This window comes from Nocardioides exalbidus (assembly GCF_900105585.1).
GTDB classification, from domain to species: Bacteria; Actinomycetota; Actinomycetes; order Propionibacteriales; family Nocardioidaceae; genus Nocardioides; species Nocardioides exalbidus.
Genome location: NZ_FNRT01000002.1, coordinates 2,091,342 through 2,117,657 on the forward strand (window position 1 = coordinate 2,091,342; position 26,316 = coordinate 2,117,657).

General features: G+C 70.8%; 24 protein-coding genes. 20 read left to right on the plus strand and 4 right to left on the minus strand.

What is annotated here, in order from left to right; translation table 11 throughout:
* Positions 1 to 32 precede the first annotated feature (32 nt).
* Positions 33 to 1,250 (minus strand): glycoside hydrolase family 16 protein, encoded by a 1,218-nt coding sequence (locus tag BLV76_RS10330; RefSeq protein ID WP_175539631.1) that lies wholly within the window; start codon positions 1,248 to 1,250, stop codon positions 33 to 35.
* A 142-nt stretch (positions 1,251 to 1,392) separates the two neighbouring features.
* Here BLV76_RS10330 and BLV76_RS10335 point away from each other — a divergent pair, with 142 nt between their 5' ends.
* On the plus strand, positions 1,393 to 2,028 hold the full coding sequence (locus BLV76_RS10335; protein WP_090969053.1) for an MBL fold metallo-hydrolase: 636 nt from the start codon (positions 1,393 to 1,395) through the stop codon (positions 2,026 to 2,028).
* Positions 2,029 to 2,063: 35 nt separating this feature from the next.
* Here BLV76_RS10335 and BLV76_RS10340 read toward each other — a convergent pair whose 3' ends face one another.
* Positions 2,064 to 3,323, minus strand: a complete 1,260-nt coding sequence (locus BLV76_RS10340) for an isochorismate synthase (RefSeq protein ID WP_090969054.1) — start codon at positions 3,321 to 3,323, stop codon at positions 2,064 to 2,066.
* A 140-nt stretch (positions 3,324 to 3,463) separates the two neighbouring features.
* Between BLV76_RS10340 and BLV76_RS10345 the strand changes: the two genes are divergently transcribed.
* The 3 genes from BLV76_RS10345 (at position 3,464) to BLV76_RS10355 (ending at position 6,497) form a co-directional block, all read left to right on the plus strand.
* On the plus strand, positions 3,464 to 4,624 hold the full coding sequence (locus BLV76_RS10345; protein ID WP_139306542.1) for an AMP-binding protein: 1,161 nt from the start codon (positions 3,464 to 3,466) through the stop codon (positions 4,622 to 4,624).
* 140 nt (positions 4,625 to 4,764) lie between these two features.
* Positions 4,765 to 6,024 carry an AMP-binding protein gene (locus BLV76_RS10350; RefSeq protein ID WP_090969056.1) on the plus strand — a complete coding sequence of 420 codons (1,260 nt, stop codon included), beginning with the start codon at positions 4,765 to 4,767 and terminating at the stop codon, positions 6,022 to 6,024.
* A gap of 107 nt (positions 6,025 to 6,131) precedes the next feature.
* Entirely contained in the window at positions 6,132 to 6,497 is a 366-nt protein-coding gene (locus BLV76_RS10355) for a hypothetical protein (RefSeq protein WP_090969057.1), read from the plus strand.
* A gap of 27 nt (positions 6,498 to 6,524) precedes the next feature.
* Here the strand turns inward: BLV76_RS10355 and BLV76_RS10360 are convergent, their stop codons facing one another.
* Entirely contained in the window at positions 6,525 to 7,523 is a 999-nt protein-coding gene (locus BLV76_RS10360) for a L,D-transpeptidase family protein (protein WP_090969058.1), read from the minus strand.
* A gap of 96 nt (positions 7,524 to 7,619) precedes the next feature.
* Between BLV76_RS10360 and BLV76_RS10365 the strand changes: the two genes are divergently transcribed.
* From BLV76_RS10365 to BLV76_RS10440, 16 genes are all read left to right on the plus strand, one after another.
* A complete protein-coding gene (locus BLV76_RS10365) occupies positions 7,620 to 8,357 on the plus strand; it encodes a demethylmenaquinone methyltransferase (RefSeq protein ID WP_217630317.1) in 738 nt (245 codons plus the stop codon).
* 237 nt (positions 8,358 to 8,594) lie between these two features.
* Positions 8,595 to 8,954 carry an NADH-quinone oxidoreductase subunit A gene (locus BLV76_RS10370; protein ID WP_090969060.1) on the plus strand — a complete coding sequence of 120 codons (360 nt, stop codon included), beginning with the start codon at positions 8,595 to 8,597 and terminating at the stop codon, positions 8,952 to 8,954.
* 1 nt (position 8,955) lies between these two features.
* Positions 8,956 to 9,510 carry a NuoB/complex I 20 kDa subunit family protein gene (locus tag BLV76_RS10375; protein ID WP_090969061.1) on the plus strand — a complete coding sequence of 185 codons (555 nt, stop codon included), beginning with the start codon at positions 8,956 to 8,958 and terminating at the stop codon, positions 9,508 to 9,510.
* A gap of 221 nt (positions 9,511 to 9,731) precedes the next feature.
* The gene (locus tag BLV76_RS10380; protein ID WP_090972580.1) at positions 9,732 to 10,406 is read left to right on the plus strand and encodes an NADH-quinone oxidoreductase subunit C; all 675 of its coding nucleotides are present in this window, start codon (positions 9,732 to 9,734) and stop codon (positions 10,404 to 10,406) included.
* Positions 10,406 to 11,746: an NADH-quinone oxidoreductase subunit D gene (locus BLV76_RS10385; RefSeq protein ID WP_090969062.1), complete on the plus strand. Its 1,341-nt coding sequence runs from the start codon at positions 10,406 to 10,408 to the stop codon at positions 11,744 to 11,746. Before BLV76_RS10380 ends, BLV76_RS10385 begins: the two co-directional genes overlap by 1 nt.
* Entirely contained in the window at positions 11,743 to 12,426 is a 684-nt protein-coding gene (gene nuoE / locus BLV76_RS10390; RefSeq protein WP_090969063.1) for an NADH-quinone oxidoreductase subunit NuoE, read from the plus strand. The genes BLV76_RS10385 and nuoE overlap by 4 nt, the downstream gene beginning before the upstream one ends.
* Entirely contained in the window at positions 12,419 to 13,729 is a 1,311-nt protein-coding gene (gene nuoF, locus BLV76_RS10395; protein ID WP_090969064.1) for an NADH-quinone oxidoreductase subunit NuoF, read from the plus strand. Before nuoE ends, nuoF begins: the two co-directional genes overlap by 8 nt.
* On the plus strand, positions 13,726 to 16,155 hold the full coding sequence (locus tag BLV76_RS10400) for an NADH-quinone oxidoreductase subunit G (RefSeq protein WP_090969065.1): 2,430 nt from the start codon (positions 13,726 to 13,728) through the stop codon (positions 16,153 to 16,155). Before nuoF ends, BLV76_RS10400 begins: the two co-directional genes overlap by 4 nt.
* 11 nt (positions 16,156 to 16,166) lie before the next feature.
* Positions 16,167 to 17,507, plus strand: a complete 1,341-nt coding sequence (gene nuoH / locus BLV76_RS10405) for an NADH-quinone oxidoreductase subunit NuoH (RefSeq protein ID WP_090972582.1) — start codon at positions 16,167 to 16,169, stop codon at positions 17,505 to 17,507.
* A complete protein-coding gene (gene nuoI / locus BLV76_RS10410; RefSeq protein WP_090969066.1) occupies positions 17,500 to 18,084 on the plus strand; it encodes an NADH-quinone oxidoreductase subunit NuoI in 585 nt (194 codons plus the stop codon). Before nuoH ends, nuoI begins: the two co-directional genes overlap by 8 nt.
* Positions 18,081 to 18,911: an NADH-quinone oxidoreductase subunit J gene (locus BLV76_RS10415; RefSeq protein ID WP_090969067.1), complete on the plus strand. Its 831-nt coding sequence runs from the start codon at positions 18,081 to 18,083 to the stop codon at positions 18,909 to 18,911. The genes nuoI and BLV76_RS10415 overlap by 4 nt, the downstream gene beginning before the upstream one ends.
* Positions 18,908 to 19,201, plus strand: a complete 294-nt coding sequence (nuoK, locus tag BLV76_RS10420; RefSeq protein WP_056907095.1) for an NADH-quinone oxidoreductase subunit NuoK — start codon at positions 18,908 to 18,910, stop codon at positions 19,199 to 19,201. The genes BLV76_RS10415 and nuoK overlap by 4 nt, the downstream gene beginning before the upstream one ends.
* Before the next feature lie 97 nt (positions 19,202 to 19,298).
* The gene (nuoL, locus tag BLV76_RS10425; protein WP_090972584.1) at positions 19,299 to 21,194 is read left to right on the plus strand and encodes an NADH-quinone oxidoreductase subunit L; all 1,896 of its coding nucleotides are present in this window, start codon (positions 19,299 to 19,301) and stop codon (positions 21,192 to 21,194) included.
* Positions 21,194 to 22,678 (plus strand): NADH-quinone oxidoreductase subunit M, encoded by a 1,485-nt coding sequence (locus tag BLV76_RS10430; protein ID WP_090972585.1) that lies wholly within the window; start codon positions 21,194 to 21,196, stop codon positions 22,676 to 22,678. Before nuoL ends, BLV76_RS10430 begins: the two co-directional genes overlap by 1 nt.
* The gene (gene nuoN, locus BLV76_RS10435; protein WP_090972587.1) at positions 22,678 to 24,267 is read left to right on the plus strand and encodes an NADH-quinone oxidoreductase subunit NuoN; all 1,590 of its coding nucleotides are present in this window, start codon (positions 22,678 to 22,680) and stop codon (positions 24,265 to 24,267) included. Before BLV76_RS10430 ends, nuoN begins: the two co-directional genes overlap by 1 nt.
* Positions 24,264 to 25,262, plus strand: coding sequence for a polyprenyl synthetase family protein (locus BLV76_RS10440; RefSeq protein WP_090969068.1), 999 nt, complete (start codon positions 24,264 to 24,266; stop codon positions 25,260 to 25,262). The genes nuoN and BLV76_RS10440 overlap by 4 nt, the downstream gene beginning before the upstream one ends.
* 76 nt (positions 25,263 to 25,338) lie before the next feature.
* Here the strand turns inward: BLV76_RS10440 and rarD are convergent, their stop codons facing one another.
* Complete coding sequence (gene rarD, locus BLV76_RS10445; RefSeq protein WP_090969069.1) at positions 25,339 to 26,247, minus strand: EamA family transporter RarD; 909 nt, start codon at positions 26,245 to 26,247, stop codon at positions 25,339 to 25,341.
* Positions 26,248 to 26,316 lie beyond the last annotated feature (69 nt).

A 26,316-nucleotide genomic window follows, 5' to 3' on the forward strand; every position in this document is an offset into this window, starting at 1 on the left:
GCGCGGACGGTGCTGCTGGGTCGTTCGGTCGATCAGGGCTGCGGGGTCTCCCACACGCGGACCCAGTCGACGTCCATGCTCTGCGGGAGCTTGGAGTCCTTCATCTCGAGCGCCTCGTAGTCCGAGGCGAGCATGCTGAGGATGAGGTACTGCTGGGCCTTCGAGACGCGGGCCGACGTGCGCCAGGTCTCCTTGCCGTCGATGTACATCGAGATCGCCTTGGGCGTCCACTGCACCGAGAACACGTGGTAGTTCTTCGACCAGCCGTCCTTCTTGTTCTTCAGGAAGGACTCGGAGTTCTTGATCCACGAGCCGGTCTTGATGAGGCGCTGGCCCTTGTACCAGTGGATGAAGCTGGTGAGGCCGCCCTGCGGGTGCTTGTCACCGAAGTACTCGATGACGTCGATCTCGTGGCCGGCGCTGCCGGGCTGGTTCTCGCCGATCGGCTGCAGCCAGAAGCTGGCGTGCTGGCCGCGCGACTTCTGCATCTTGATGCGCGCGGCGGCGACGCCGTAGCGGAAGCTGAAGCCGTTGCTGTCACCGGTGCCGATGTGGCCGTTGAGGCGGTAGGAGATCTTCTCCTTCTTCTTGCGCGAGGACGCGGTGCACTTGTCGCTGCGCGACTTGTCCTTGATGACGCTCAGGCGCAGGGTGCCGCCGCCGACCTTGACGGCCTCGGGCGAGCCCTTGGAGCACAGGCGCTTGCTCTGCGCCTCATAGTCCTGGCCGCGCATCGACCAGACGGGGTTCAGGGTCGAGCCCGAGAACTCGTCGGAGAAGGTCGGGGTGACCCACTGCGAGGTGTCGGCGCTCTTGCTCGAGACCGTCTTCAGGCCGCCGAGCTTGGCAGCGGTGACGCGGTAGGTCAGCGGCTGGCCGCCCTTGGAGACCTTGGCGCGGAAGTAGGCCTTGCCGGACTTCTCCTGGCGGGCCGTGCCGGCCTTCTTCCACTTCGTGCCCTGCTGCACCTCGAGGGTGACCTTGCGGCCGACCTTGACGGGCTTGAGGGTGGCGATGACCGAGCCCTTGGCGGAGTTGGCGCTGGCGGGGCGCTTGCCCTGCTGGACGATCTGCGGGAGCACCTCCAGCGAGATCTTCTGTCCCGCCTTCTTGGTGAAGACCGACGACGTGGCGGCGGCCGGAGCCGACGCGTCGGCGTCCTTCGCGGAGCCGATCTCGGTCGTCAGGAGCAGGGACGCGGGCAGGAGCAGCGCGGCGACGCTGCCTGCGAGCACGCGGCGTGCAGACATGTGAACTCTCTTCGTCTCGGGTGCGATTGGCATGGATCCCCCGGGGCACTCTCTCCACCCGTCAGAGGCGCGACCACCATAACCGCGGACCCCATGCGTCACACATTCATCAGCAAAATCCCCGCGGTCGTAGGCTGGCGGCATGCGGATCACGAAGTTCGGCCATGCCTGCGTGCGGGTGCAGGGAGAGGGCGGGGTCGTCGTGATCGACCCCGGCAGCTTCAGTGAGGCGGAGGCCGTCGACGGCGCCGACGCGGTGCTGCTCACCCACGAGCACGCCGACCACGTGCACCCCGACCACCTGCGCCGCTCCGACGCCCCGATCTGGACGATCGCCGCGGTCGAGCGGATGCTGCGCGAGTCCGCGCCGGACGTGGCCGAGCGCGTCACCGTCGTACGACCCGGCGACCGGCTCGAGGTCGCCGGCACGTCCGTGGAGGTGGTCGGCGAGAAGCACGCGGTGATCCATCCCGACTACGACCGCTTCGACAACTCCGGCTACCTGCTCGAGTCGGGCGGCAGCAGCGTCTACCACCCGGGCGACTCGCTCACGGCGCCGCCGCGGCAGGTCGACGTCCTGCTCGCCCCGGTGAGCGGGCCGTGGCTCAAGATCAGCGAGGCCATCGACTTCGCGCGCGAGGTCGGCGCGCCCACCTCGCTCGGCATCCACGAGCGGGTCTACAGCGACGTCGGCGTCGCGATGGCCGCCAGCCACTTCCGCAACCTGCTGCCCGAACCCCAGGCGTTCGAGCTGCGCGACGCGGGCCAGGACCTCTAGGCCGACCTGGGCCGATCTGTGCCGCTCGTCGCCGGCTAGGGCGCGTCCGCGCCCAGCGCGTCGCGCACGGGCACGAACTTCGCCTGCGACTCGGCGAGCTCGGCCTCGGGGTCGGAGCTCGCCACGATGCCGCAGCCGGCGAAGAGGCGTACGCCGCCCTCGGTGACCATGGCGGAACGCAGGGCGATGCCCCACTCGCCGTCGCCGTCGCCGTCCATCCAGCCCACGGGGCCGGCGTAGCGGTCGCGGGCCATGCCCTCGATCTCGGAGATCAGCCGCGTCGCGGCGGGGGTGGGGGTGCCCCCGACGGCGGCCGAGGGGTGCAGCGACTCGGCGAGCTGGAGCGAGGTGGCGAGGTCGTGGACCACGCCGTTCACGTCGGTGGCCAGGTGCATCACGTTGGGCAGGTGCAGCACGAAGGGCGCCTCGGGGACGCTCATCGAGGAGCAGTGCGGCTCGAGCGCGTCGGCGACCGAGCGCACGGCGTACTCGTGCTCCTCGAGGTCCTTCGACGACCGGGCCAGGGTCGCGGCGAGGGCGAGGTCGCGTTCGTCGTCGCCCGTACGACGGATCGTGCCCGCGAGCACCCGCGAGGTCACCAGCCCGCGCTCGCGTCGCACCAGCATCTCGGGGGTCGCGCCGAAGAGGCCGTCGACGTGGAAGGTCCAGCACATCTCGTAGCTCTCGGCGAGCCGGTGCAGCGGCCAGCGGACGTCGATGGGCTCGTCGGTGGTGGCGATGAGGTCGCGCGCCAGGACGACCTTCTCGAGGTCGCCGGCGGCGATCCGGTCGACGGCGTCCGCCACGACCGACATCCACTCCTCGCCGTTGCGGGCGCCGTCGGAGAAGACGAGACCGACCGGCGGGTCGGGGCGAGGCGCGGTCACGAGGTCGGGGGCGTCGACCGAGACGGTCGTCAGCCACGTGCGGTCGCCGCGGCGGCCGACGACGACCTGTGGGATGACCAGGACGGAGTCGCCCGGCTCGTCGGCGAAGGCGAAGGCGCCGAAGCACACCAGCCCGGTCCCGGGCTCGCCGACGTGGTCCTCCACCTCGGCGCGGGCCACGGTCTCCGACCACCACTTGACCGCGTCGCTGAACCGGGTCGGGCCGGAGGTCTCGAGGCGGGCGGCGACTCCCCAGCCGACGAGGCCCTCCCCGCGGCGCAGCCAGCTGACCGGGTCCTGCTGGGGCAGCAGGTCGAGCAGCGGCAGGTCCGCCCGGTCCACCGGGACGGTGCGCACGACGAGCGGTGCGGCAGGACCCGCCTGGGGGGCGGACGAGGGGGTCGTCACGAGGGGGGAGCCTACGCCGGGGCTCCTCACCTCCGGGGCACAGATGGCCGAAACCGTGAACACGGCCACACCTCCTGCCCTACTTTCGCCTCGTACACCAGCAGTCGAAGGAGCCGCAAGTGCCTGTTCAGCATTCGCCGTTGGCGCGCCTGGAGCGTCACGCACGCAGTCGCGCCCTCGACGTGGCCGTGGCGGAGCAGCGCGACGGGGCCTGGACCTCGCTGACCTGGAACGAGCTCTACCGCAGGGCGATCGACGGCGCCGCCGGGATGATCGAGGCCGGGGTCAACCCGGGCCAGGTCGTCGTGATCCGGGTGCCCACGGGGATCAGGCAGGTCGAGCTCGAGCTCGCGACGCGCGTCGCGGGCGCCGTGCCCCTCCTCCTGCCCGAGCACATGGACCGCGCCGAGGTGGGCCGCCTGCTCGACGAGATCGAGGTGCGCCTCGTCATCGTCGACGACGACAGCCGTCTCGCGCTGCTGCAGGAGGCCGGCCTGATGGAGGCGCAGCTCTTCGAGTGCGACGACCGCTCGTGGGAGCGGCTGCGCGGGATGGGCCTCGAGCGCCGCAAGCGCCAGCCGAACCTGCTGACGTGGGTCGACACCGCCCGGGCGGGGGCGTCCTCGGGCGCCGTGCTCGGACTGCCGCGCGAGAAGAGCCTCGCCTGGCTCTTCCGCCCGGAGTCGTCCGGCACCCTGGCCGACCTCACCGGCGACGACGTCGTCGTGCTGACCGGTGAGGCGACCGACCGGTTCACGACCGTCGTGCGCGACGCGCACCTGACCAGCGGCTGCACCCTCGCGTGGGTGGAGCGTCCCGACCAGCTCGAGGGCGCCCTGGCCCGCTGGTCGCCGACGCACGTCCTGCTCGACCACGTCGCCGCCCGCGAGCTGGAGGACCTCCTCGAGCACGCGACGGTCGACGGGGCACCGTGGCACGAGGCGCCGCTGGAGGTGCTCGAGGCCACCAGCGCCCGCGTCGCCGAGGCGAGGCTGGGCTCGAAGGCCCGCAAGCTCGCCGACGACGTCGCCGGACTCACGCCGTGGTTCGGCGGCCGGGTGCGCGTGCTGGCGCTCGACGCCCGGGTCAACCGCACGATCAGCGGCCTCGCGACCACGCTCGGCTTCCGGATCGGTCGCATCGCGCACCACCCGGCCGTCCGGCTCGAGCTCGCCGACGAGCACGCGGTGGTCGCGGTCCCGGCCGCTGCCGTGGTGCCGGTCGCCGCGGATGCGCACCTGCCGCGCCGCGGCGCCAGCCGGAGCGACCTGGACGCGGCCTTCTCGCTCGCCGGCTCGTGACCGTCGTCTCAGGACCTGAGAACCGGTTCCACGACTGATGAACAAACGCAACAACCCCAAGTAAAAGCCGCACGCCCGGGCACCCGGCGCACGAAAATCCTTGTTGAACGAACAACCAGTCGATCCAAGGGGGTGAGTCGATGGCCTACATCCTGCATGCACGTGCGTCGGCCCTCCCGACGCACGACGAGGCGGTGCTGCCGCCGTCGCCGCTGCGCCGGCTCGCGACCCTCGCCGCCGAGCGTGGCGACGACATCGCCTACCTCGTCGCCACCAGCGCCGGGGTCGAGGCGCGGTCGTGGTCGCAGGTCGAGACGACCGTGCAGCGTGCTGCCGCCGGACTGATCCGCAGCGGCATGCGCAGCGACCAGGTCGTGCTGTCGCTTCTGCCGTCGGCGCACCCTCACCCCGAGCTCGACATCGCGCTGCGTGCCATCGGCGCCGTCGTCATCCACGTCTCGCCGCGGACGCCCACCGAGGACCTGGTCCGCGAGCTCACCGGCGTCGACGTGCGCCTCGTCGTGTCGCAGGCCGAGTCGGAGCTCGACCGCCTGGCCGGTCTGCGGTTCCCCTCCGCCGAGATGCTCGACCTCGGCGACGACTCGTGGACCCGGCTGCTCGCGCTCGGCGCCGAGCGCCTGGTGATGGACCCCGACGCCGTCCACCGCCTCGACCGGGTGGTGGACCCCGCGGGCACCGTCGCGCGGCTGCTGCCGCCCAGCGCGGCCCTCGCGCGCGTCGCGCCGGAGGCGGGAGCGGACGACCTCGACGACCTCCTCCCGCGCGACGGCGTCACGCTGCTCGTCGGCGAGCACACCGATCCCTTCGTCCACCTCGTCCGTGACGCCCACCTGGCGTCCGGCGGCACGCTCGCCCACGTGGCCACACCGCCCGAGCTGCCCCTCGCCCTCGACGCACTCGGACCCACCGCACTCGCCCTCGCGTCCGGCGCGAGCGCCGCGCTGGGCGACGTGGTCTCCAACGTGACGGTCCCGGGCGCCCGGCGCCTGCTGCCCGCACGGGTGCGCTCCGCGAACGCCGTGGCCCTGCGGGCCTGGCTCGGCGCGGGGATGGAGCGGGTCGTCGGTGAGGAGCTGTCGGAGGGCGTGCGCGACGCGCTGCGCGCCTGCGACGTCGAGGGCCTTATCGCCCGCCCGGCACCGCTGCGCGACGCCGACCTCCCCGTCCCGCCGCCCGTCGTGATCGGCGACGCCGCCGACCTGCCCCGGCGCTCGCGCGGGGAGCCCGGGCGCGACTTCGGGCTCCGGCTCGAGCGGTCGCTCCGGGTCGTCGAGGAGCCCGAGGAGTCGGCGTTCGTGCTGCCCTCGCTCCCGCTCTTCGGGGGTGAGTCGTTCCTCGACAAGCTCCTCCTCCAGCAGGCCGCCCAGGCCGAGCAATGAGCGAGCGGCACGGCGCGGGCCTGATGGCCCGGCTCCGGGCACGCCGCTCCCACCAGACCTCTCCCGACCACAGCGGCCGGGAAGAACACCCAGAAGAAGGAAACGAAATGACCAACGTTGACGTGATCCTCAAGGAAGCCGTCCAGATCGACGGCGCGGTTGCCGCCCTCCTCGTGGACTACCAGTCGGGCATGGCCCTCGGCCAGGCCGGCGACGCCACCGTGATGAACCTCGACGTCGCCGCCGCCGGCAACACCGACGTCGTCCGCGCCAAGATGCGCACGATGGAGAGCCTCGGCCTCAACGACACCATCGACGACATCCTGATCACGCTGGGCCAGGCCTACCACCTGATCAACCTGCCGAAGGGTCACCCGGGCCTGTTCATCTACCTGGTGCTCGACAAGCAGAAGGCGAACCTCGCGATGGCTCGCCACAAGCTCGCGACGCTCTCCACCCAGCTCGAGATCTGAGCGCCTCCTCCGGGCCGCTGTGACCGGTCAGGATCGGTAGACGATCACCTTGTCGCCGATCCTGACCTGGTCGAACAGCCACTGCACGGTCGCGTAGTCGCGCACGTTGACGCATCCGTGCGACGCGCCGTTGTAGCCGTTGGCCGCGAAGTCGGGGGAGTAGTGCACCGCCTGCCCGCCCGAGAAGAACATCGCGAACGGCATCGAGGTGCCGTAGAGGCTGGAGACGTGGTCGCGTGACTTGCGGAAGACCGCGAACGCGCCCTCGCGGGTCGGCAGCTCGTCGGAGCCGAAGCGCACCTCCACCGTCCTGAGCACCACCCCGTCGACCACCCAGCGCAGCGAGCGCGAGGTCTTGTCGACGCACATCGCCCGTCCCGTCGTGCACCGCGGGTCGAGCGCCGGCCCGGTCGGCACGATGTTGAACAGCTCGGCCCTCGTGGGCTCGCGGGTCATGTCCTTGAGCCGGGTGAGCGTGCGCCGGTCGACCTGGCCGGTCACCGGGATCCTGCGCTTGGCCTGGAAGCCCTCGACCGCCGCGACGGTCGTGCGGGTGAAGCGGCCGGTCACCTCGGCGTCGTACCACTGCAGCTGCTTGAGCCGGGCCTGCACCTGGCGCACCCACATCCCGGAGTCGCCGCGCTCGAGGAGCGGACGACCCGGCGTGTAGACGTTGTGCAGCGCGTCGGACGTGGGCTCCGTCGTGCGCGCGACGATCTTCGTCCACGTGCGCTCGTCGACGACGCCGTCGGCCGTCCAGCCGCGGCGCCGCTGGAAGGTGGCCACGCCGTCGCGCGTCTCGGGGTCGAAGCGGTTGGTCACGACCTCCGAGTGGAGGTCGAGCTGGTGGAGCCGGCTCTGCAGGACGCGCACCCGCCAGCCGGTGTCGCCGAGCCGCATCGGGGCGAACTCGCGGGCCGACGCACCCGCCTGGGCGGCGTACGACGACGTGGTGGGCGCGGCGAGCGTGGTGGCGGCGCACAGGAGTGCGAGCAGCAGCACCAGCGCGGGCTGACGGCGTGACATGTGGTTCCTCCCCCGGGGAATGCCAGACGGACTCAGTCTAGGGACGCGCACCGACGCCCCCGGGTTGCGTCCCGCGCCACACGAGGCCGGACGGGGATGCACCCGCGTTGGGTCCGACGGGGTGCGGACGCCTACGCTCGGCGCGTGGCCCGCGCAGAGCTCGACAAGCAACCGACCGACGTTCGTCGCATGTTCGACACCGTGGCCAAGCGCTACGACCTCACCAACGACCTGATGACGGCCGGCATCCAGCGCAGCTGGCGCCGCTCGATGGTCGACGCCGTGGACCCGCAGCGCGGCGACCTCGTGCTCGACCTCGCCGCCGGCACCGGCTGCTCGAGTGAGCCGTTCTTCACGCGCGGTGCGACCGCGGTGCCGTGCGACTTCTCGGTCGGGATGCTCCGGCAGGGCAAGCGGGACCGGCCCTCGCTGCCGTTCGTCGCCGGCGACGGCACCCGGCTGCCGTTCCTCGACGAGACCTTCGACGCGGTGACCATCTCCTACGGCCTGCGCAACTTCGTCGACCCCGTCGCCGGGCTCCGCGAGATGCGCCGGGTCACCCGTCCCGGCGGCCGGCTCGTGGTGTGCGAGTTCAGCCGCCCGACCAACGGCGCCTTCCGCTCGCTCTACCTCGACGGCTTCATGAAGGCGCTCCCGAGGATCGCGTCGGTGACCGCCAGCGCGTCCGACGCCTACGTCTACCTCGCCGAGTCGATCCGCGCCTGGCCCGACCAGGCCGGGCTCGCCGACCTGATGGTCGAGGCCGGCTGGCAGGCGCCCGAGTGGCGCAACCTGACCGGCGGGATCGTCGCGCTGCACCGCGCGACCGCCTGAGGGGTCGCAGCGCGCGTCGCCGGCGAGGTCCGCCGCGCGGAGCTCCTCCGCCGGAATTAGGGCACGTCGATATTGCCTAAATGTGCAGGTCAGCGCGGCAATACGTCATCCGCCCCCCTGCGTGACCTACGCGACATCGCGGGACTACAGTGTGGTCTGCGCCACTCGTGAAGCCATTCACAAGGTCACATTCTCGGTGGCCGGCGCAGGAACACCTGGTGCACCGGAAGGGAAGCGATGGATCTCTACACGCCGATCCTGGCGCTGGCGCTCATTGCGACGGGCTTCGCGGTCTTCTCCGTGATCATGAGCGCGTTCATCGGCCCCAAGCGCTACAACCGGGCCAAGCTCGACTCCTACGAGTGCGGCATCGAGCCGACGCCGCAGCCCGTGGGCGGCGGCCGCTTCCCGGTCAAGTACTTCATCACCGCGATGCTCTTCATCGTCTTCGACATCGAGATCATCTTCCTGTACCCGTGGGCCGTCCACTTCGACCAGATGGCCCTCTTCGGCCTCGTCGAGATGGTCCTCTTCATCGCAACCGTTTTCGTGGCCTACGCCTACGTGTGGCGCCGCGGAGGATTGGACTGGGACTGACATGGGTCTCGAGGAGAAGCTGCCGAGCGGCGTCCTGCTGACCACCGTCGAGGGGGTCGCCGGCTACATGCGCAAGGCGTCGTTCTGGCCCGCGACCTTCGGCCTGGCCTGCTGCGCCATCGAGATGATGACCAGCGGCGGCCCGAAGTACGACCTCGGCCGCTTCGGCATGGAGGTCTTCCGCGCCAGCCCGCGCCAGGCGGACCTCATGATCGTGGCCGGCCGCGTGAGCCAGAAGATGGCCCCGGTCCTGCGCCAGATCTACGACCAGATGCCCGAGCCCAAGTGGGTGCTCGCCATGGGCGTCTGCGCCTCGTCGGGCGGCATGTTCAACAACTACGCCGTCGTCCAGGGCGTCGACCACGTCGTCCCGGTCGACATGTACCTCCCCGGCTGCCCGCCCCGCCCGGAGATGCTGATCGACGCGATCCTCAAGCTCCACGACCAGGTGCAGCAGACCAAGCTCGGCGTGAACCGCACGAACGAGATCGAGGAGCTCGAGACCGCCGCCCTGCGCGCGCTCCCGACCTCGGAGATGAAGGGGCTGCTGCGGTGAGCGAGAAGCCTGACGGCAAGCCCGAGGAGAAGGTGGCCGACGCCACCGACGGGAAGGTCGACGAGAAGGCCGCCGGCAGCGCGGGCGGCGAGTCGGACGACAAGACCGACGCCAACGAGTCCGCCCGCCCGTCCGAGGAGAGGAACCTCGAGGCGGCCAAGGCCGAGACCGGCACCGGCGGCGGGGTCGAGCAGCCCGCCGAGGAGCAGTCCCCGGAGAACGTGCCCGCCCCGACCGGCGAGGTGCGCTCGGTCGGCGAGCGCCACGGCATGTTCGGCGTCAAGGGCTCCGGCGACACCTCCGGCTACGGCGGGCTCGTCAGCGCGAAGGTCTTCCCGGCCCCGTCGGCGAAGCCCTACGGCGGCTGGTTCGACGAGGTCGCGGGTGCGCTGGAGGCGCGGCTCGAGGCGACCGAGCTGACCACCGCGATCGAGAGCGTCGTGGTGCACCGCGGCGAGATCACCTTCCACGTCCGCCGCGAGGACCTGCCGTTCGTCGCGCAGATGCTCCGTGACGACGACGCGCTGCGCTTCGAGTTCTGCTCCGGCGTCAGCGGGGTCCACTACCCCGACGACACCGGTCGCGAGCTGCACGCGGTCTACCACTTCACGTCGATGACCCACAACCGGCGCATCCGCGTCGAGGTCTCGGCCCCCGACGGCGACCCGCACGTCCCGAGCCTGGTCAGCATCTACCCGACGCTCGACTGGCACGAGCGCGAGACCTGGGACATGTTCGGGATCGTCTTCGACGGCCACCCTGCCCTGACCCGGGTCCTCATGCCCGACGACTGGCCGGGCCACCCGCAGCGCAAGGACTACCCGCTCGGCGGCATCCCCGTCGAGTACAAGGGCGGGTCGATCCCGCCGCCGGACCAGCGGAGGTCGTACAACTGATGGTCACCGAACAGGACTTCTACGCAGCGCCCGGCGACACCAGCCAGGGCAAGGTCTTCACCGTCACGGGCCAGGACTGGGACTCGATCACCCAGAGCATCGGCGAGTCCGCCGAGGAGCGGGTCGTGGTCAACATGGGCCCGCAGCACCCGTCCACGCACGGCGTGCTCCGGCTGATCCTCGAGCTCGAGGGCGAGACGGTCACCGAGGCGCGCTGCGGCATCGGCTACCTCCACACCGGCATCGAGAAGAACATGGAGTACCGCTCCTGGGTGCAGGGCACGACCTTCTGCACCCGGATGGACTACCTCTCCCCGTTCTACAACGAGGCGACCTACGTCCTGGGCGTCGAGCGGCTGCTCGACATCGAGGACGACGTCCCGGAGAAGGCGCAGGTGATGCGCGTCCTCCTCATGGAGCTCAACCGCATCTCCTCCCACCTCGTCGCGATCGCGACCGGCGGCATGGAGATCGGCGCCCTGACGGTCATGACGATCGGCTTCCGCGAGCGCGAGCTGGTCCTCGACCTCTTCGAGCTGATCACCGGCCTGCGGATGAACCACGCGTTCTTCCGCCCCGGCGGCGTCGCCCAGGACCTGCCGCCCGGCGCGCTCGACGAGATCCGCGACTTCATCGCGCTGATGAAGAAGCGCCTGCCGGAGTACGCCGCCCTCTGCAACGCGAACCCGATCTTCAAGGGCCGCCTCGTCGACGTCGGCCACCTCGACCTGGCCGGCTGCATGGCGCTCGGCCTCACCGGCCCGGTGCTGCGCTCGACCGGCTACGCCTGGGACCTGCGCAAGACGCAGCCCTACAGCGGCTACGAGGACTACGACTTCGAGGTCCAGACCTGGGACACCTGCGACTCCTACGGTCGCTTCCGGATCCGGCTCAACGAGATGTGGGAGTCGCTGAAGATCGTCGAGCAGGCGGCCGACCGCCTCGCCGGCCTCGAGGGCGCCCCGGTCATGGTGGGCGACAAGAAGATCGCCTGGCCCAGCCAGCTCGCCATCGGCAGCGACGGCATGGGCAACAGCCTCGACCACATCCGCCACATCATGGGCGAGTCGATGGAGGCGCTGATCCACCACTTCAAGCTGGTCACCGAGGGCTTCCGGGTCCCGGCCGGCCAGGCCTACGTGCCGATCGAGTCGCCGCGCGGCGAGCTGGGTGCTCACGTCGTCTCCGACGGCGGCACGCGTCCCTTCCGCGCGCACTTCCGCGACCCGTCGTTCACCAACCTGCAGGCCACGAGCGTGATGAGCGAGGGCGGCATGGTCTCCGACGTCATCGTCGCCATCGCCTCCATCGACCCCGTGATGGGAGGAGTCGACCGATGAGCACCCCCTCCAATCTCGACGAGAAGACCTGGGGCGAGCTGCGCGAGATCGCGGCCCGCTATCCCCAGGCCCGCTCCGGGCTGCTGCCGATGCTGCACCTCGTGCAGTCGGTGGAGGGCCGGGTCACGCCGGAGGGGATCGAGGCGTGCGCCGAGATCCTCGGGATCAGCGCCGCCGAGGTCAACGGCGTCGCGACCTTCTACACGATGTACAAGCGCAAGCCGGTCGGCGACTACCACGTCGGCGTCTGCACCAACACGCTCTGCGCGGTGATGGGCGGCGACCTGATCTTCGAGCGGCTCAAGGACCACCTCGACGTCGGCAACGACGAGACCACCGAGGACGGCAAGGTCACCCTCGAGCACATCGAGTGCAACGCGGCCTGCGACTACGCCCCGGTGATGATGGTCAACTGGGAGTTCATGGACAACCAGACCCCGGAGTCCGCGGTCCAGGTCGTCGACGACCTGCGCGCCGGCAACGAGGTCCACTCCACCCGCGGCCCGCGGCTGTGCACCTGGCGCGAGGCCGAGCGCGTGCTGGCCGGCTTCCCCGACGACCGCGCCGACGAGGGACCGACCGCCGGTCCCGCATCCGTGGTCGGCCTGAGGCTCGCGCGCGAGAACGGCTGGACGTCGGGTGCCGCCGCCGGTTCCGAGAAGGAGCAGAGCAATGGCTGACACGTTGACCCCGGTGCTGACGGACAACTGGGACGCCGACCGCGCCTGGACGCTCGCGTCCTACGAGGAGCGTGGTGGCTACGACGCCCTCGACAAGGCGTTCGCGATGTCGCCCGACGACGTCATCAACACCGTCAAGGAGTCCGGCCTGCGCGGCCGCGGCGGCGCGGGCTTCCCCACGGGCATGAAGTGGGGCTTCATCCCGCAGGACAACCCGAAGCCGAAGTACCTCGTGGTCAACGCCGACGAGTCCGAGCCGGGCACCTGCAAGGACATCCCGCTGATGATGGCCAGCCCGCACACGCTGGTCGAGGGCGTCATCGTCAGCTCCTACGCCATCCGCGCCAACACCGCGTTCATCTACGTCCGCGGCGAGGTGCTCCACGTGATCCGCCGCCTCCAGCGCGCGGTGCAGGAGGCCTACCTCGCCGGCCACCTCGGCAAGGACATCCACGGCTCCGGCTACGACCTCGACCTGATCGTGCACGCCGGCGCCGGCGCCTACATCTGCGGCGAGGAGACGGCGCTGCTCGAGGGCCTCGAGGGCCGCCGCGGCCAGCCCCGCCTGCGCCCGCCCTTCCCCGCCGTCGCCGGCCTTTACGCCAGCCCGACTGTCATCAACAACGTCGAGTCCATCGCGTCGGTGCCGAGCATCATCGTCAACGGCGCGCCCTGGTTCGCCGGGATGGGCACCGAGAAGTCGCAGGGCTTCGGCATCTTCAGCCTCTCGGGACACGTGAAGACCCCGGGACAGTACGAAGCACCGCTGGGGATCACCCTCCGACAGCTCATCGACCTGGCCGGGGGCATGCGCGAGGGCCACGAGCTGAAGTTCTGGACGCCCGGCGGGTCGAGCACCCCGCTGCTCACGCCCGAGCACCTCGACATGCCGCTCGACTTCGAGTCCGTCGGCGCGGCCGGCTCGATGCTCGGCACGCGCGCGCTCCAGCTCTTCGACGAGACCACCTGCGTCGTGCGCGCGGTGCTGCGGTGGACCGAGTTCTACAAGCACGAGTCGTGCGGCAAGTGCACCCCGTGCCGCGAGGGCACGTGGTGGCTCACCCAGACGCTGGCCCGGCTGGAGAAGGGGCAGGGCAGCGAGGCCGACCTCGACCTGCTGCTCGACCAGTGCGACAACATCCTGGGCCGTTCCTTCTGCGCCCTCGGCGACGGTGCCACGAGCCCGATCTCGAGCTCGATCAAGCACTTCAGGGATGAATACCTCGCGCACCTGACCCACGGCGGCTGCCCGTTCGACCCCGCCGCCTCCACCGCCTTCTCGCCTGTGGGAGCTGAGGCATGACGACGACCGACAAGGCGCCCGAGAAGGTCGACACCGACCTCGTCACGCTGACCATCGACGGCGTGCAGGTGAGCGTCCCCAAGGACACCCTGGTGATCCGCGCGGCCGAGCAGGTCGGCGTACAGATCCCGCGGTTCTGCGACCACCCGCTGCTCGACCCGGTCGGCGCGTGCCGCCAGTGCTTGGTCGACATCCCTGACGCCGGCAACGGCCGCGGCTTCCCCAAGCCGCAGGCCTCCTGCACGCTGCCCGTCGCCGAGGGCATGGTCGTCAACACCCAGGCGACCAGCGAGGTGGCCGACAAGGCCCAGCAGGGCGTGATGGAGTTCCTGCTGATCAACCACCCGCTCGACTGCCCGGTCTGCGACAAGGGCGGCGAGTGCCCCCTGCAGAACCAGGCGATGAGCAACGGCCGCGGCGAGAGCCGCTTCGCCGAGTCCGGTGGCGTCAAGCGCACCTTCCCCAAGCCGATCAACATCTCCGCGCAGGTCCTCCTCGACCGCGAGCGCTGCGTGCTCTGCGCGCGCTGCACCCGCTTCTCCGAGCAGGTCGCCGGTGACCCGTTCATCGCCCTCGCCGAGCGGGGCGCCCTCCAGCAGGTCGCGATCTACGAGCGCGAGCCCTACGAGAGCTACTTCTCGGGCAACGCGATCCAGATCTGCCCGGTGGGTGCGCTCACCTCGGCCGACTACCGCTTCCGCTCGCGCCCGTTCGACCTGGTCTCCACGCCCGGCGTCGCCGAGCACGACGCCTGCGGTGCGGCGATCCGCGTCGACCACCGCCGCGGCAAGGTCGTGCGCCGGCTCTCCGGCAACGACGCCGAGGTCAACGAGGAGTGGATCAGCGACAAGGACCGCTTCGCCTTCCGCTACGCCGCGGGGGACGACCGGATCACCTACCCGCAGGTCCGCGAGGACGGCGAGCTCCGGCCCGCGTCGTGGCCCGAGGCGTTCGCCGTCGCCGCCCGCGGGCTCCGCGAGGCCGGTGCCGGTGCGGTCCTGACCGGTGGTCGCCTGACCGCCGAGGACGCCTACGCCTACGGCAAGTTCGCGCGCGTCGCGCTCGGCACCAACGACGTCGACTTCCGCGCCCGACCGCACAGCGCGGAGGAGGCGTCCTTCCTCGCCGCGCAGGTGGCGCTGTCGGGCGGGGTGACCTACGCAGACCTCGAGGCCGCGCCGGTCGTCGTGCTGCTGGGCCTCGAGCCCGAGGACGAGGCGGCCACGATCTTCCTGCGGCTGCGCAAGGCGGCCCGCAAGGGCCGCACCCAGGTGGTGTCCGTCGCGCCCTACACCTCCCGCGGCCTGCACAAGATGAACGGCCGCCTGGTCCCGGCGGTGCCCGGCACCGAGGCCGAGGTCATCGCCTCGCTCAAGGACGCCGAGCACGGCGTGACCAAGGACGCCGTGATCCTCGTCGGCGAGCGGCTCGCCCAGACCCACGGGGCGCTGACCGCGGCGAGCCAGCTGGCCGCCACCACCGGTGCCCGGCTGGCCTGGGTGCCGCGCCGGGCCGGCGACCGTGGTGCGGTCGAGGCGGGTGTCCTGCCCAACCTCCTCCCCGGCGGCCGTCCGGTCGACGACAAGGAGGCGCGCGTCGACGTGGCCGCCGCCTGGGGCGTCGGCACGCTCCCGGCCAAGGCCGGTCGTGACGGCAACGCGATCGTCGCCGCGCTCGCCAAGGGCGACCTCGGTGGCCTCGTGGTCGGCGGCGTCGACCCCGACGACACCAGCGACCCCGCCGCCTTCCGCGCCGCGCTCGACGCCGCCGGCTTCGTGGTCAGCCTCGAGCTGCGCGAGACCGACGTGACCCGGGTCGCCGACGTCGTGCTCCCGGTCGCCCCGGTGACCGACAAGTCCGGCTGGTTCGTGACGTGGGACGCGCGGGTCCGCGAGTTCGACGCGGTCTTCACCAACCCCGCCTCCCTGCCCGACCTGCGCCTGTTGGCCGGCATCGCGGAGGAGATGGGTACGCCGCTCGGCTTCCGCACGGTCGCCGAGGTCCGCGCCGAGATGCAGGCCCTCGGCCCGTGGGACGGTGCCCGCCCCTCGGTCGACGCCGGCAAGGCGCCCCGCGCCCCCCGCGCGCCGAGGAAGGGTGAGACGGCCTTCGCCCTCGCCACCTGGAAGCAGCTGGTCGACCTCGGCTCCATGCAGGACGGCGAGGTGCACCTGCGCGCCACCGCCCGCACGCCGGTCGCGCGCCTCAGCCAGGCGTCGTACGACGCGGTGCTCGGCCTCGTCGAACCCGGCGGTGAGCACCTGGTCACCGTCACCGGTGACCGCGGCAGCATCACGCTGCCGGCGGTGGTCGCCGACCTGCCCGACGACGTGGTCTGGGTCCCGGCCCGGTCCGTCGGCCGCGGCGTCCTCGCCGAGCTCGCCTCGCCCGGCAGCCCGGTCACCGTGAAGGGAGCCCCGCAGTGAGCCTCTCGGTCATGAGCGTCCTGCCGCTGGCGGCCGACCTGCCGGAGACGGACCTGTCGAAGTTCGGCCAGGACCCCTGGTGGGTGATCCTGGTGAAGGCCGTCCTCATCTTCCTCGTGCTGGTGCTGCTGACGCTGTTCAACATCTGGTTCGAGCGCCGGGTCGTGGCCCGGATGCAGCACCGCGTCGGTCCCAACGTGCACGGGCCCTTCGGCCTGCTGCAGTCACTGGCCGACGGCGTGAAGCTGGCGCTGAAGGAGGACATCGTGCCGAAGGCGGCCGACAAGGTCGTCTTCCTGATCGCGCCGGTCGTCGCGACCGTGCCGGCCTTCATCACCTGGGCGGTCATCCCGTTCGGGCCCGAGGTCAACTTCTTCGGCCACCGCACGCCCCTGCAGCTCACCGACATGCCGGTCGCCGTGCTCTTCATGATGGCGATCGCCTCGATCGGCATCTACGGCATCGTCCTCGGCGGCTGGTCGTCCGGGTCGACGTACTCCCTGCTCGGCGGCCTGCGCTCGAGCGCCCAGATGATCTCCTACGAGGTCGCGATGGGCCTCGCGCTCGTCGCGGTCTTCCTCTACGCCGGCTCGATGTCGACCTCGGAGATCGTCGCCGCACAGGACCGCCTCTGGTTCGGCCTGATCCTGCTGCCGTCGTTCGTCATCTACGTCATCTCGATGGTCGGCGAGACCAACCGTGCCCCCTTCGACCTCCCCGAGGCCGAGGGCGAGCTGGTCGGTGGCTTCCACACCGAGTACTCCAGCCTGAAGTTCGCGCTGTTCTTCCTGGCCGAGTACATCAACCTCGCCACCGTCTCGGCGATCGCCACCACGCTGTTCCTCGGCGGCTGGGCCGCGCCGTGGGGCGTCGAGCAGGTCTGGGACGGCGCCAACTCCGGCTACTGGCCGGTGCTGTGGTTCTTCGGCAAGGTCTTCCTCTTCATCTTCCTGTTCGTCTGGCTGCGCGGCTCGCTGCCGCGGATGCGCTACGACCAGTTCATGGCGCTCGGCTGGAAGATCCTGATCCCGGTCTCGCTGGCCTGGATCGTGGCCGTCGCGACCATCCGCGTCATCTCGCTCGAGGGCAACATCAACCGCAGCTACCTCGTGGCCGCGATCGCCGTCCTGCTGGTCCTCACCGTCGGCCTGATGTTCCTGGGCGACGGCAAGGGCGAGGAGCCCGAGGTCGAGGCGAGCGAGGAGCCGCACGACGCGTTCGCGGGCGGCTTCCCCGTCCCGCCGATGCCGGCGGGCGGTGCCGTCCGCGGTGGCGCCGCGCCGCTGTCGTTCGCGACCTCTTCGGGGGGCCACACCACCGTCACCGCCGCAGCGGAGGAGAACCATGAGTGAGTCCCAGCCGTCCGGCGAGGAGTCGAAGGGCATCAAGGAGTCCCTCTGGGACCCGATCGCCGGCTTCGGCGTCACCTTCCGGACGATGTTCAAGAAGGTCGTCACCGAGCAGTACCCGTTCGAGAAGCTGCCGACGGCTCCGCGCTTCCACGGCCGCCACCAGCTCAACCGCTGGCCCGACGGCCTCGAGAAGTGCATCGGCTGCGAGCTGTGCGCCTGGGCGTGCCCGGCCGACGCCATCTACGTCGAGGGTGCGTCCAACTCCGACGACGTCACGGGCGTGGACGCCGACGGCAACCCGGTGACATCTGGCCGGTTCAGCCCCGGTGAGCGCTACGGCCGCGTCTACCAGATCAACTACCTGCGCTGCATCCTGTGCGGGCTCTGCATCGAGGCGTGCCCCACCCGCGCGCTGACGATGACCAACGAGTACGAGCTCGCCGACAACAACCGCGCCGACCTGATCTACGAGAAGTCCGACCTCCTGGCCCCGCTGCTGCCCGGCATGGAGCAGCCGCCCCACCCGATGCGCCTCGGCGACGACGAAGGTGACTACTACAGGGGGACCACGCGATGACGTTCTGGATCCTCGCCCCGATCATGGTGGTCGCCGCGCTCGGCATCCTGTTCGTCCGCAAGGCGGTGCACGCCGCGCTGCTGCTGGCCGTCGTCATGGTGAGCCTGGCGTTCCTCTACGCCGTGCTGGACGCGCCCTTCCTCTTCGCGGTGCAGATCATCGTCTACACCGGCGCCATCCTCATGCTGTTCCTCTTCGTGATGATGCTGATCGGCGTCGACGCCTCCGACTCGATCGTGGAGACCATCCGCGGTCAGCGCGTGCTGGCCGTCGCGTTCGGCCTGGTCCTCGGGGTCGTCCTCGTGGTGGGCATCAGCCAGGTCACGCTCGGGACGGTCGTCGGCCTCGACGAGGCCAACACCGGCGGCAACGTCCCGGCGATCGCCAACATCCTCTTCTCCAAGTACGTCTTCGCCTTCGAGGCCACCAGCGCGCTGCTGATCACCGCCGCGCTCGGCGCGATGGTGCTCGCCCACCGCGAGCGGCTCACGCCGAGGGCCACGCAGGCCGACCTCGCCGCCCAGCGCATCCGCGACTTCGGCGAGCACGGGAAGCACCCCGGCCCGCTGCCCTCGCCCGGCGTCTACGCCCGCCACAACGCGGTCGACACCCCGGCGCTCCTGCCCGACGGCACCGCCGCCGAGTCGTCGGTCTCGCGGGTGCTCGCCGCACGCGGCACGGTCCGCTCGGCCCCCGCGCTCGCCGACGACATCGACGACGTACGGCGCCAGATCGCCGGCCTCGACGGGCACAGCGACCCGACGGGGATGCCCGAGACGTCCGGCAAGGCCGGCACCCCGGCGAGCACGACGGAGGACGAGAAGTGACCCAGTACGTCGTGCTCTCCGCGATCCTGTTCACCATCGGCTGCGTGGGTGTCCTCACCCGGCGCAACGCCATCGTGGTGTTCATGTGCGTCGAGCTGATGCTCAACGCCTGCAACCTCGCGTTCGTCGCCTTCGCCCGCCAGCACGGCAACCTCGACGGCCAGATCACCGCCTTCTTCGTGATGGTCGTGGCTGCCGCCGAGGTCGTGATCGGGCTCGCGATCATCATGACCATCTTCCGCACCCGACGCTCGGCCTCGGTCGACGACGCCAGCCTGCTGAAGTACTGAGGGAGCGATCGTGAACCTCTTGTCCCACTCGGTCCTCCTCGCGGCCGAGACCCCGACCCACGCGCCCGTGGTCGCGCCCGACACCGGTGCCGGCGGCGTGTTCGACCTGCTGTGGCTGGTCATCGCGCTGCCGCTGCTCGGCGCGCTCGTGCTGCTCGGCATCGCGCCGTTCCTGCCGGCCTCGCTGAAGGCGACCGTCGACAAGCGCGGTCACCTGCTCGGCACCGCCATGGCGGTCCTGTCCTTCGTGCTCAGCCTGACGCTGTTCATCTCGCTGCTCGGCCGTGACGCCGAGGAGCGGCAGGTCGGCCAGCACCTGTGGACCTGGTTCGAGACCGGCCAGCTCACCGTCGGCATGGACCTGCTCTACGACCAGCTCTCGGCGCTGTTCCTGCTCCTGATCACCGGCGTCGGCTCGCTCATCCACGTCTACGCCATCGGCTACATGGAGCACGACGCGCGCCGTCGTCGCTTCTTCGGCTACCTCAACCTCTTCGTCGCGGCCATGCTCACGCTGATCCTCTCGGCGAACTTCGTGGGCCTGTTCCTGGGCTGGGAGGGCGTCGGCCTGGCGTCGTACCTCCTCATCGGCTTCTGGCAGCACAAGCCGTCGGCGGCGAGGGCAGCCAAGAAGGCGTTCGTGATCAACCGCGTCGGCGACATCGGCCTGACGCTGGCGATCGCGCTGATGTTCGCGACCTTCGGCACCTCCGACTTCGGCGGCGTCAGCGAGCTCGCCGGTGAGGCCGACCAGGCCACGCTCAACGCGCTCGGCCTGCTGCTCCTGCTCGGTGCCTGCGGCAAGTCGGCCCAGGTGCCGCTGCAGGCCTGGCTGCTCGACGCGATGGAGGGCCCGACCCCGGTCTCGGCCCTCATCCACGCAGCCACCATGGTCACCGCCGGCGTCTACCTCGTGGTCCGCTCGAACTTCATCTACGAGCTCACCCCGGTCGCCCAGACCGCCGTCGTGGTCGTCGCCACGGTCACGCTCCTGTGGGGTGCGGTGCTCGGCTGCGCCAAGGACGACATCAAGAAGGCGCTCGCCGGCTCGACGATGAGCCAGATCGGCTACATGATGCTGGCCGCCGGCCTCGGCCCGGTCGGCTACCCCTTCGCGATCTTCCACCTGCTCACGCACGGCTTCTTCAAGGCCAACATGTTCCTCGGCGCCGGCTCGGTCATGCACGGCATGGACGACGACGTCGACATGCGCCACTACGGCGCGCTGCGCCAGGCGATGCCGGTGACCTTCCTGACGTTCGCGATGGGCTACCTCGCGATCATCGGCTTCCCCGGCTTCTCCGGCTTCTGGTCGAAGGACCGGATCATCGAGTCGGCGCTCGCCGACAACCTGGTGATCGGCCTGCTGGCGATGCTCGGTGCCGGCATCACGGGCTTCTACATGACCCGGCTGATGCTGATGACGTTCTTCGGCCAGAAGCGCTGGGAGAAGGACGTGCACCCCCACGAGTCGCCGAAGGTGATGACCGTGCCGCTGGTGGTGCTCGCCGCGCTGTCGGTGCTCGGTGGCCTGCTGCTCCTCGGCGACTGGATCGTCACCTGGCTCGAGCCGGTGACCGGCCACGCCGAGCACCACGAGCCGCCGCTCCCGGCGATCGTGATCACCCTGATGATCACCGCCGTCGTCGCGATCGGTGTCGCGGCCGCCTGGTTCCTCGTGGGCAAGCGCGACATCCCGCGCGAGGCACCGCGGGACGTCTCCTTCGCCACGAGGGCCGCCCGCGCCGACCTCTACGGTGACGCGATCAACGACGCCGTCGTCGTGCGACCCGGTGCCGGGCTGGTCAGCGGCCTGCTGACCCTCGACCGGGGCGGGATCGACGGTGCCGTCATGGGCGGCGCCGCCGCCGTCGGTGGCATCTCCGGCGCCCTGCGTCGCGTGCAGAACGGCTTCGTCCGCTCCTACGCCCTGTCCCTCCTCGGTGGCGCCCTGCTGGTCGTCCTCGCTCTCCTGGCGGTGAACCTCGGATGATGCTGACTGTCCTGATCCTGCTGCCGCTCCTCGGCGCGCTCGCGGTCGCCTTCGTCCCGCGCGCACAGGTGCGCCCGGTCGGCCTCGCCTTCGGCCTCGCCTCGCTGGTCTACGGCCTCGTGGTCGCCAGCCAGTACGACGTCGACGGCGGCATGCAGATGACCGAGACCCACACCTGGATCGAGGCCATGGGCGTGCACTACGCGCTCGGCCTCGACGGGCTGGGGCTGATGATGGTGCTGCTGACCGTCGCGATCGTGCCGCCGGTGATGCTCGCCTCCTGGAAGGAGAGCGAGTCGCCCGAGGGCGGGGGAGCGCGCTCCTTCTTCGCGTGGGTCCTGGCGCTCGAGGCGATGTCGCTCGCGGTCTACACCGCGACCGACGTGCTCCTCTTCTACGTCGTGTTCGAGGCCACGCTCATCCCGGCCTACTTCCTGATCGGCGGCTTCGGCCGCTCGGGTCGCGGCCGTGCGGCGACGAAGTTCCTCATCTACCAGCTCGCCGGCGGGCTCATCCTGCTCGCGTCGGTGGTCGGGCTCTACGTCGTCTCCGCCGACGCCGGCAACCCGAGCTTCCTGATCAGCGACCTGGCCGCGCTCGACATCGACCCGATCACCCAGCGCTGGCTCTTCGTCGGCTTCTTCGTCGCCTTCGCGATCAAGGCCCCGATCTTCCCGTTCCACACCTGGCTGGCCGACACGAGCGAGAAGGCGACGCCGAGCACGTCGGTGCTGCTGGTCTGCGTGCTCGACAAGATCGGCACCTTCGGCATGCTGCGCTTCTGCCTCGGCCTGCTGCCCGACGCCTCGCAGTGGGCCACGCCCGTCGTGGTGGTGCTCGCGCTGGTCTCGATCGTCTACGGCGCGCTGATCGCGATCGGCCAGGACGACGTCCTGCGCCTCATCGGCCTCACGTCGCTGTCGCACTTCGGCTTCATCGTGCTCGGCATCTTCGTCTTCAACGCCACCGGCGGCACGGGTGCGGTCCTCTACATGGTCAACCACGGCATCGCGACGGCGCTGATGTTCCTCGTCGCCGGGTTCCTCATCAACCGCACCGGCACGACGCTCATCAGCGAGATGGGCGGCGTCGAGAAGCACGCGCCGATCCTCGCCGGCTCGTTCCTCATCGGCGGGCTCGCGGCGTGCGGCCTGCCCGGCCTGTCGCCGTTCGTCTCGGAGGTCATGGTCATCATCGCGGCCTTCGACCACCACTGGCTGGTCGGCTCGGTCGCGGTGCTCGCGATCGTGCTGGCCGCGATCTACGCGCTCTGGATGTACCAGCGCACGATGACCGGCCCCGACCTCGACGGCACGGCACCGGTGGCCGACCTCGACCGGCGTGAGGTCGGCATCGTGGCGCCGCTCGTGCTCGCGCTCGTGATCTTCGGCTTCTTCCCGATGCCGCTGCTCGACGTCATCAATCCCTTCGTCCACGACTCGCTGACGAGTGTGGGCATCAGCCTGGAGGGTGGTCACCAGTGATCGACTTCGTGAAGCCGAGCATCGACTACTTCGAGCTCTCGCCGCTGCTCATCGTCTTCGCCGTCGCCTGCCTCGGCGTCGTGGTGGAGGCCTTCCTGCCGCGCGCCCTGCGCTACCGCGCGCAGGTCGTGCTGTCGCTCGTCGGCCTCGTGGCCGCGCTGGTCGGCGTCGTCCTCGTGGCCCGCGCCGTGGCGACGTACGACGACGGGGCCGCGCGCGGCATCCTCGCGGTCGGCGGCACGGTCGCCGTCGACGGCCCGAGCCTGTTCATCTGGGGGCTGGTGCTCGCCTTGGCGATCGCCGGCGTGCTGCTCTTCGCCGAGCGCCACCTCGACGGCGGGGTGTCGGCGTTCGCCGGCCAGGCCGCCGCGGTGCCGGGCACCGACGCCGAGACCGCGGCGATCGCTGCGCAGCGCGAGCACACCGAGGTCTACCCGCTGATGATGTTCGCGGTCTTCGGGATGATGCTCTTCCCCGCGGCCAACGACCTGCTGACCATGTTCGTCGGCCTCGAGGTCCTCTCACTGCCGCTCTACCTCCTCAGCGGCCTGGCCCGGCGCCGGCGCCTGCTCAGCCAGGAGGCGGCCCTGAAGTACTTCCTGCTCGGCGCCTTCTCCTCCGGCTTCTTCCTCTACGGCGCCGCGCTGCTCTACGGCTACGCCGGCTCGATGGACTTCGCCGCGATCAACGAGGCCGTGCGCAACGACGTGAGCAGCAACAGCCTGCTGCTCATCGGCACCGGCCTGCTGTCGGTCGGCCTGCTCTTCAAGGTCGGCGCCGTCCCCTTCCAGGCGTGGACGCCCGACGTCTACCAGGGCGCCCCGACCCCGGTCGTGGCCTTCATGGCCGCCGGCACCAAGGTCGCCGCGTTCGGCGCGCTGCTCCGCCTGTTCTACGTCGCCCTCGGCGCCGACCGCTGGTCGTGGCAGCCGATGCTGTGGATCATCGCGATCCTCTCGATGTTCGTCGGCGCGATCCTCGCGATGACGCAGAGCGACATCAAGCGCCTGCTCGCCTACTCCTCGGTCGCGCACACCGGCTTCATCCTCGTCGGCGTGATCGGCCTGCAGGGCTCCGCCGACCTCGCCTCCGGCGAGATCACCTCGCTCCAGGCCGTGCTGTTCTACCTCGCGACCTACGGCTTCGCGACCATCGGCGCCTTCGCCGTGGTCAGCCTCGTGCGCGACGGCGGTGGCGAGACGACGGCGCTCGCCCGCTGGGCGGGGCTCGGCAAGGAGTCGCCCCTCGTGGCGGCGGTCTTCGCCTTCTTCCTGCTCGCGCTCGCCGGCATCCCGCTGACCGCCGGCTTCGTGGGCAAGCTCGCCGTCTTCTCGGTCGCGCTGGCGGCCGGTGCCTGGCCGGTGGTCGTGGCCGCGATCGCGGCGAGCATCCTGGCGGTCGCCCTCTACGTCCGGGTGATCAAGGTGATGTTCTTCGACGAGCCCGTCGGCGACGGACCGAGCGTGGCGTACCCCTCGGTGATGACCGCGACGACCATCGCCGTCGGTGCGGCTGTGACCCTCGTCCTGGGCATCGTGCCGGGCCCGGTTCTCGATCTGGCGGCCGTTGCTGGAGAATTCATCAGGTGACCGACTCGCCCCTCGCACTGCCTGTCGTCGACGCCGACCTCGAGCGCCGGCTCGTGGACCGGCTCGCACACATCGACGAGCTGCTCGAGGGGCACTGCCAGGGCCGGACGCCCTACGTCTCGCAGGCCGCGACGCACCTGATGATGGCCGGCGGGAAGCGGTTCCGTCCGCTGCTCGTCCTGCTGGCGGCCGAGACCGGGACCCACCCCGAGGCCGAGGAGGTGGAGACCGCGGCCTGCGTCGTGGAGCTCACCCACGTCGCCTCGCTCTACCACGACGACGTCATGGACGAGGCCGACCTGCGCCGCGGTGCCGACACGGCCAACGCACGCTGGGACAACCTGGTCGCGATCCTGGTCGGCGACTTCCTCTTCGGCCGGTCCTCCGAGCTCACCGCCGACCTCGGCCCCGACGCCGTACGCATCCAGGCGCGGACGTTCACGCACCTGGTCGAGGGCCAGATCCTCGAGACCGTGAAGCCGGGACCGGGCGAGGACCCGCTCGCGCACTACCTCGAGGTCGTCGCGGGCAAGACCGGGTCGCTCATCGCGACCTCGGCGCGCTACGGCGCGATGTTCGGCGGCGCCCGCCCCGAGGTCGTCGAGGCGCTGAGCGCCTACGGCGAGATCGTCGGCTCGGCCTTCCAGCTCTCCGACGACATCCTCGACATCGCCTCCGAGTCCGACACCTCGGGCAAGACGCCGGGCACCGACCTGCGCGAGGGCGTGCCGACGCTGCCGGTGCTGATGGCCCAGGCCTCCTCCGACCCGGCCGACGAGCGGCTCCTGTCGCTGCTCGGTCGCCCACTGACCGACGACGCCGAGGTCGCCGAGGCCCTCTCGCTCCTGCGCGTGCACCCGGCCATGGCCCAGGCACGTGACTACGTCGTCGGCCAGGCGGCCCAGGCCAAGAAGCACCTCGAGGTCCTCGACCCCGGCCCGGTGCGCACGGCCCTCGAGTCCTTCGCCGACGTCGTGGCCACCCGCTTCGCCTGACCGGCCGTCGGGCGGTGAGTGAGCCACCTTCGGCCCGCGCCGAACGTGGCTCACACACCGCTCCGGAGCCGGGACGTCAGGCCGCGCTCGCCTGCGCGATCAGCCGCAGGTGCCGGCGGCGGTGGTTGACGGTCTCGACGGTGAAGAGCACGAGCGCGACCCAGACCATCGCGAAGCCGATCCAGCGGCTGGCGGGCATGTCCTCGTGGAAGACCAGGATGCCGAGGGCGAACTGGATGGTCGGCGCGAAGTACTGCAGCAGGCCGAGCGACACCATCGAGACCCGGATGGCCGCGGCGCCGAAGAGCATCAGCGGGACCGCGGTGACGACGCCCGTCGTGGTGTAGAGCAGGGCGTGGCCGAGGCCGTGCGAGCCGAAGCTCGACTGCCCCTGGGCGGTGATCCAGACGACGTACGCCAGCGCGAACGGCGCCATGACCAGGGTCTCCAGCGTGATGCTCTCCACGGCGGCGACGTCCGCCTTCTTCTTCGCGAGGCCGTAGGCGGCGAAGCTCAGGGCGAGGACGAGCGCGATCCAGGGCGGGCGGCCGTAGTCGACGCTCAGGACGCAGACCGCGAGGAAGGCGATGCCCATCGCCACCCACTGGAGGGGGCGCAGCCGCTCGCCCAGAACGAGCACGCCGAGGAGCACGGTGACGAGCGGGTTGATGAAGTAGCCGAGCGAGGTCTCGACCACGCGACCGCTGTTGACGCCCCAGATGTAGGTGCCCCAGTTGATGGTGATGAGGACGGCCGCGCTGCTGATGAGGAGGACCTTCCGTCGGTCGCGCAGCAGGTCGGCGAAGCCGCCGACCTTCCGCCACGCGGCGAGGACCACGACCATCGTCAGCAGCGACCAGAGCAGCCGGTGCGCGAGGATCTCGACGGCACCGCCCGGCTCGAGCAGCGCCCAGTAGACCGGGAGGGTGCCCCAGAGGAGGTAGGCCAGCGCTCCGAGCACGAGTCCGCGACGGTTCTCTGGCACTCCGGGAGTGTAGGGCCGCGACGTCGCCTAGCATGGACGCGTCTCCGGGGTCGGGACCCCGGGGAGGTC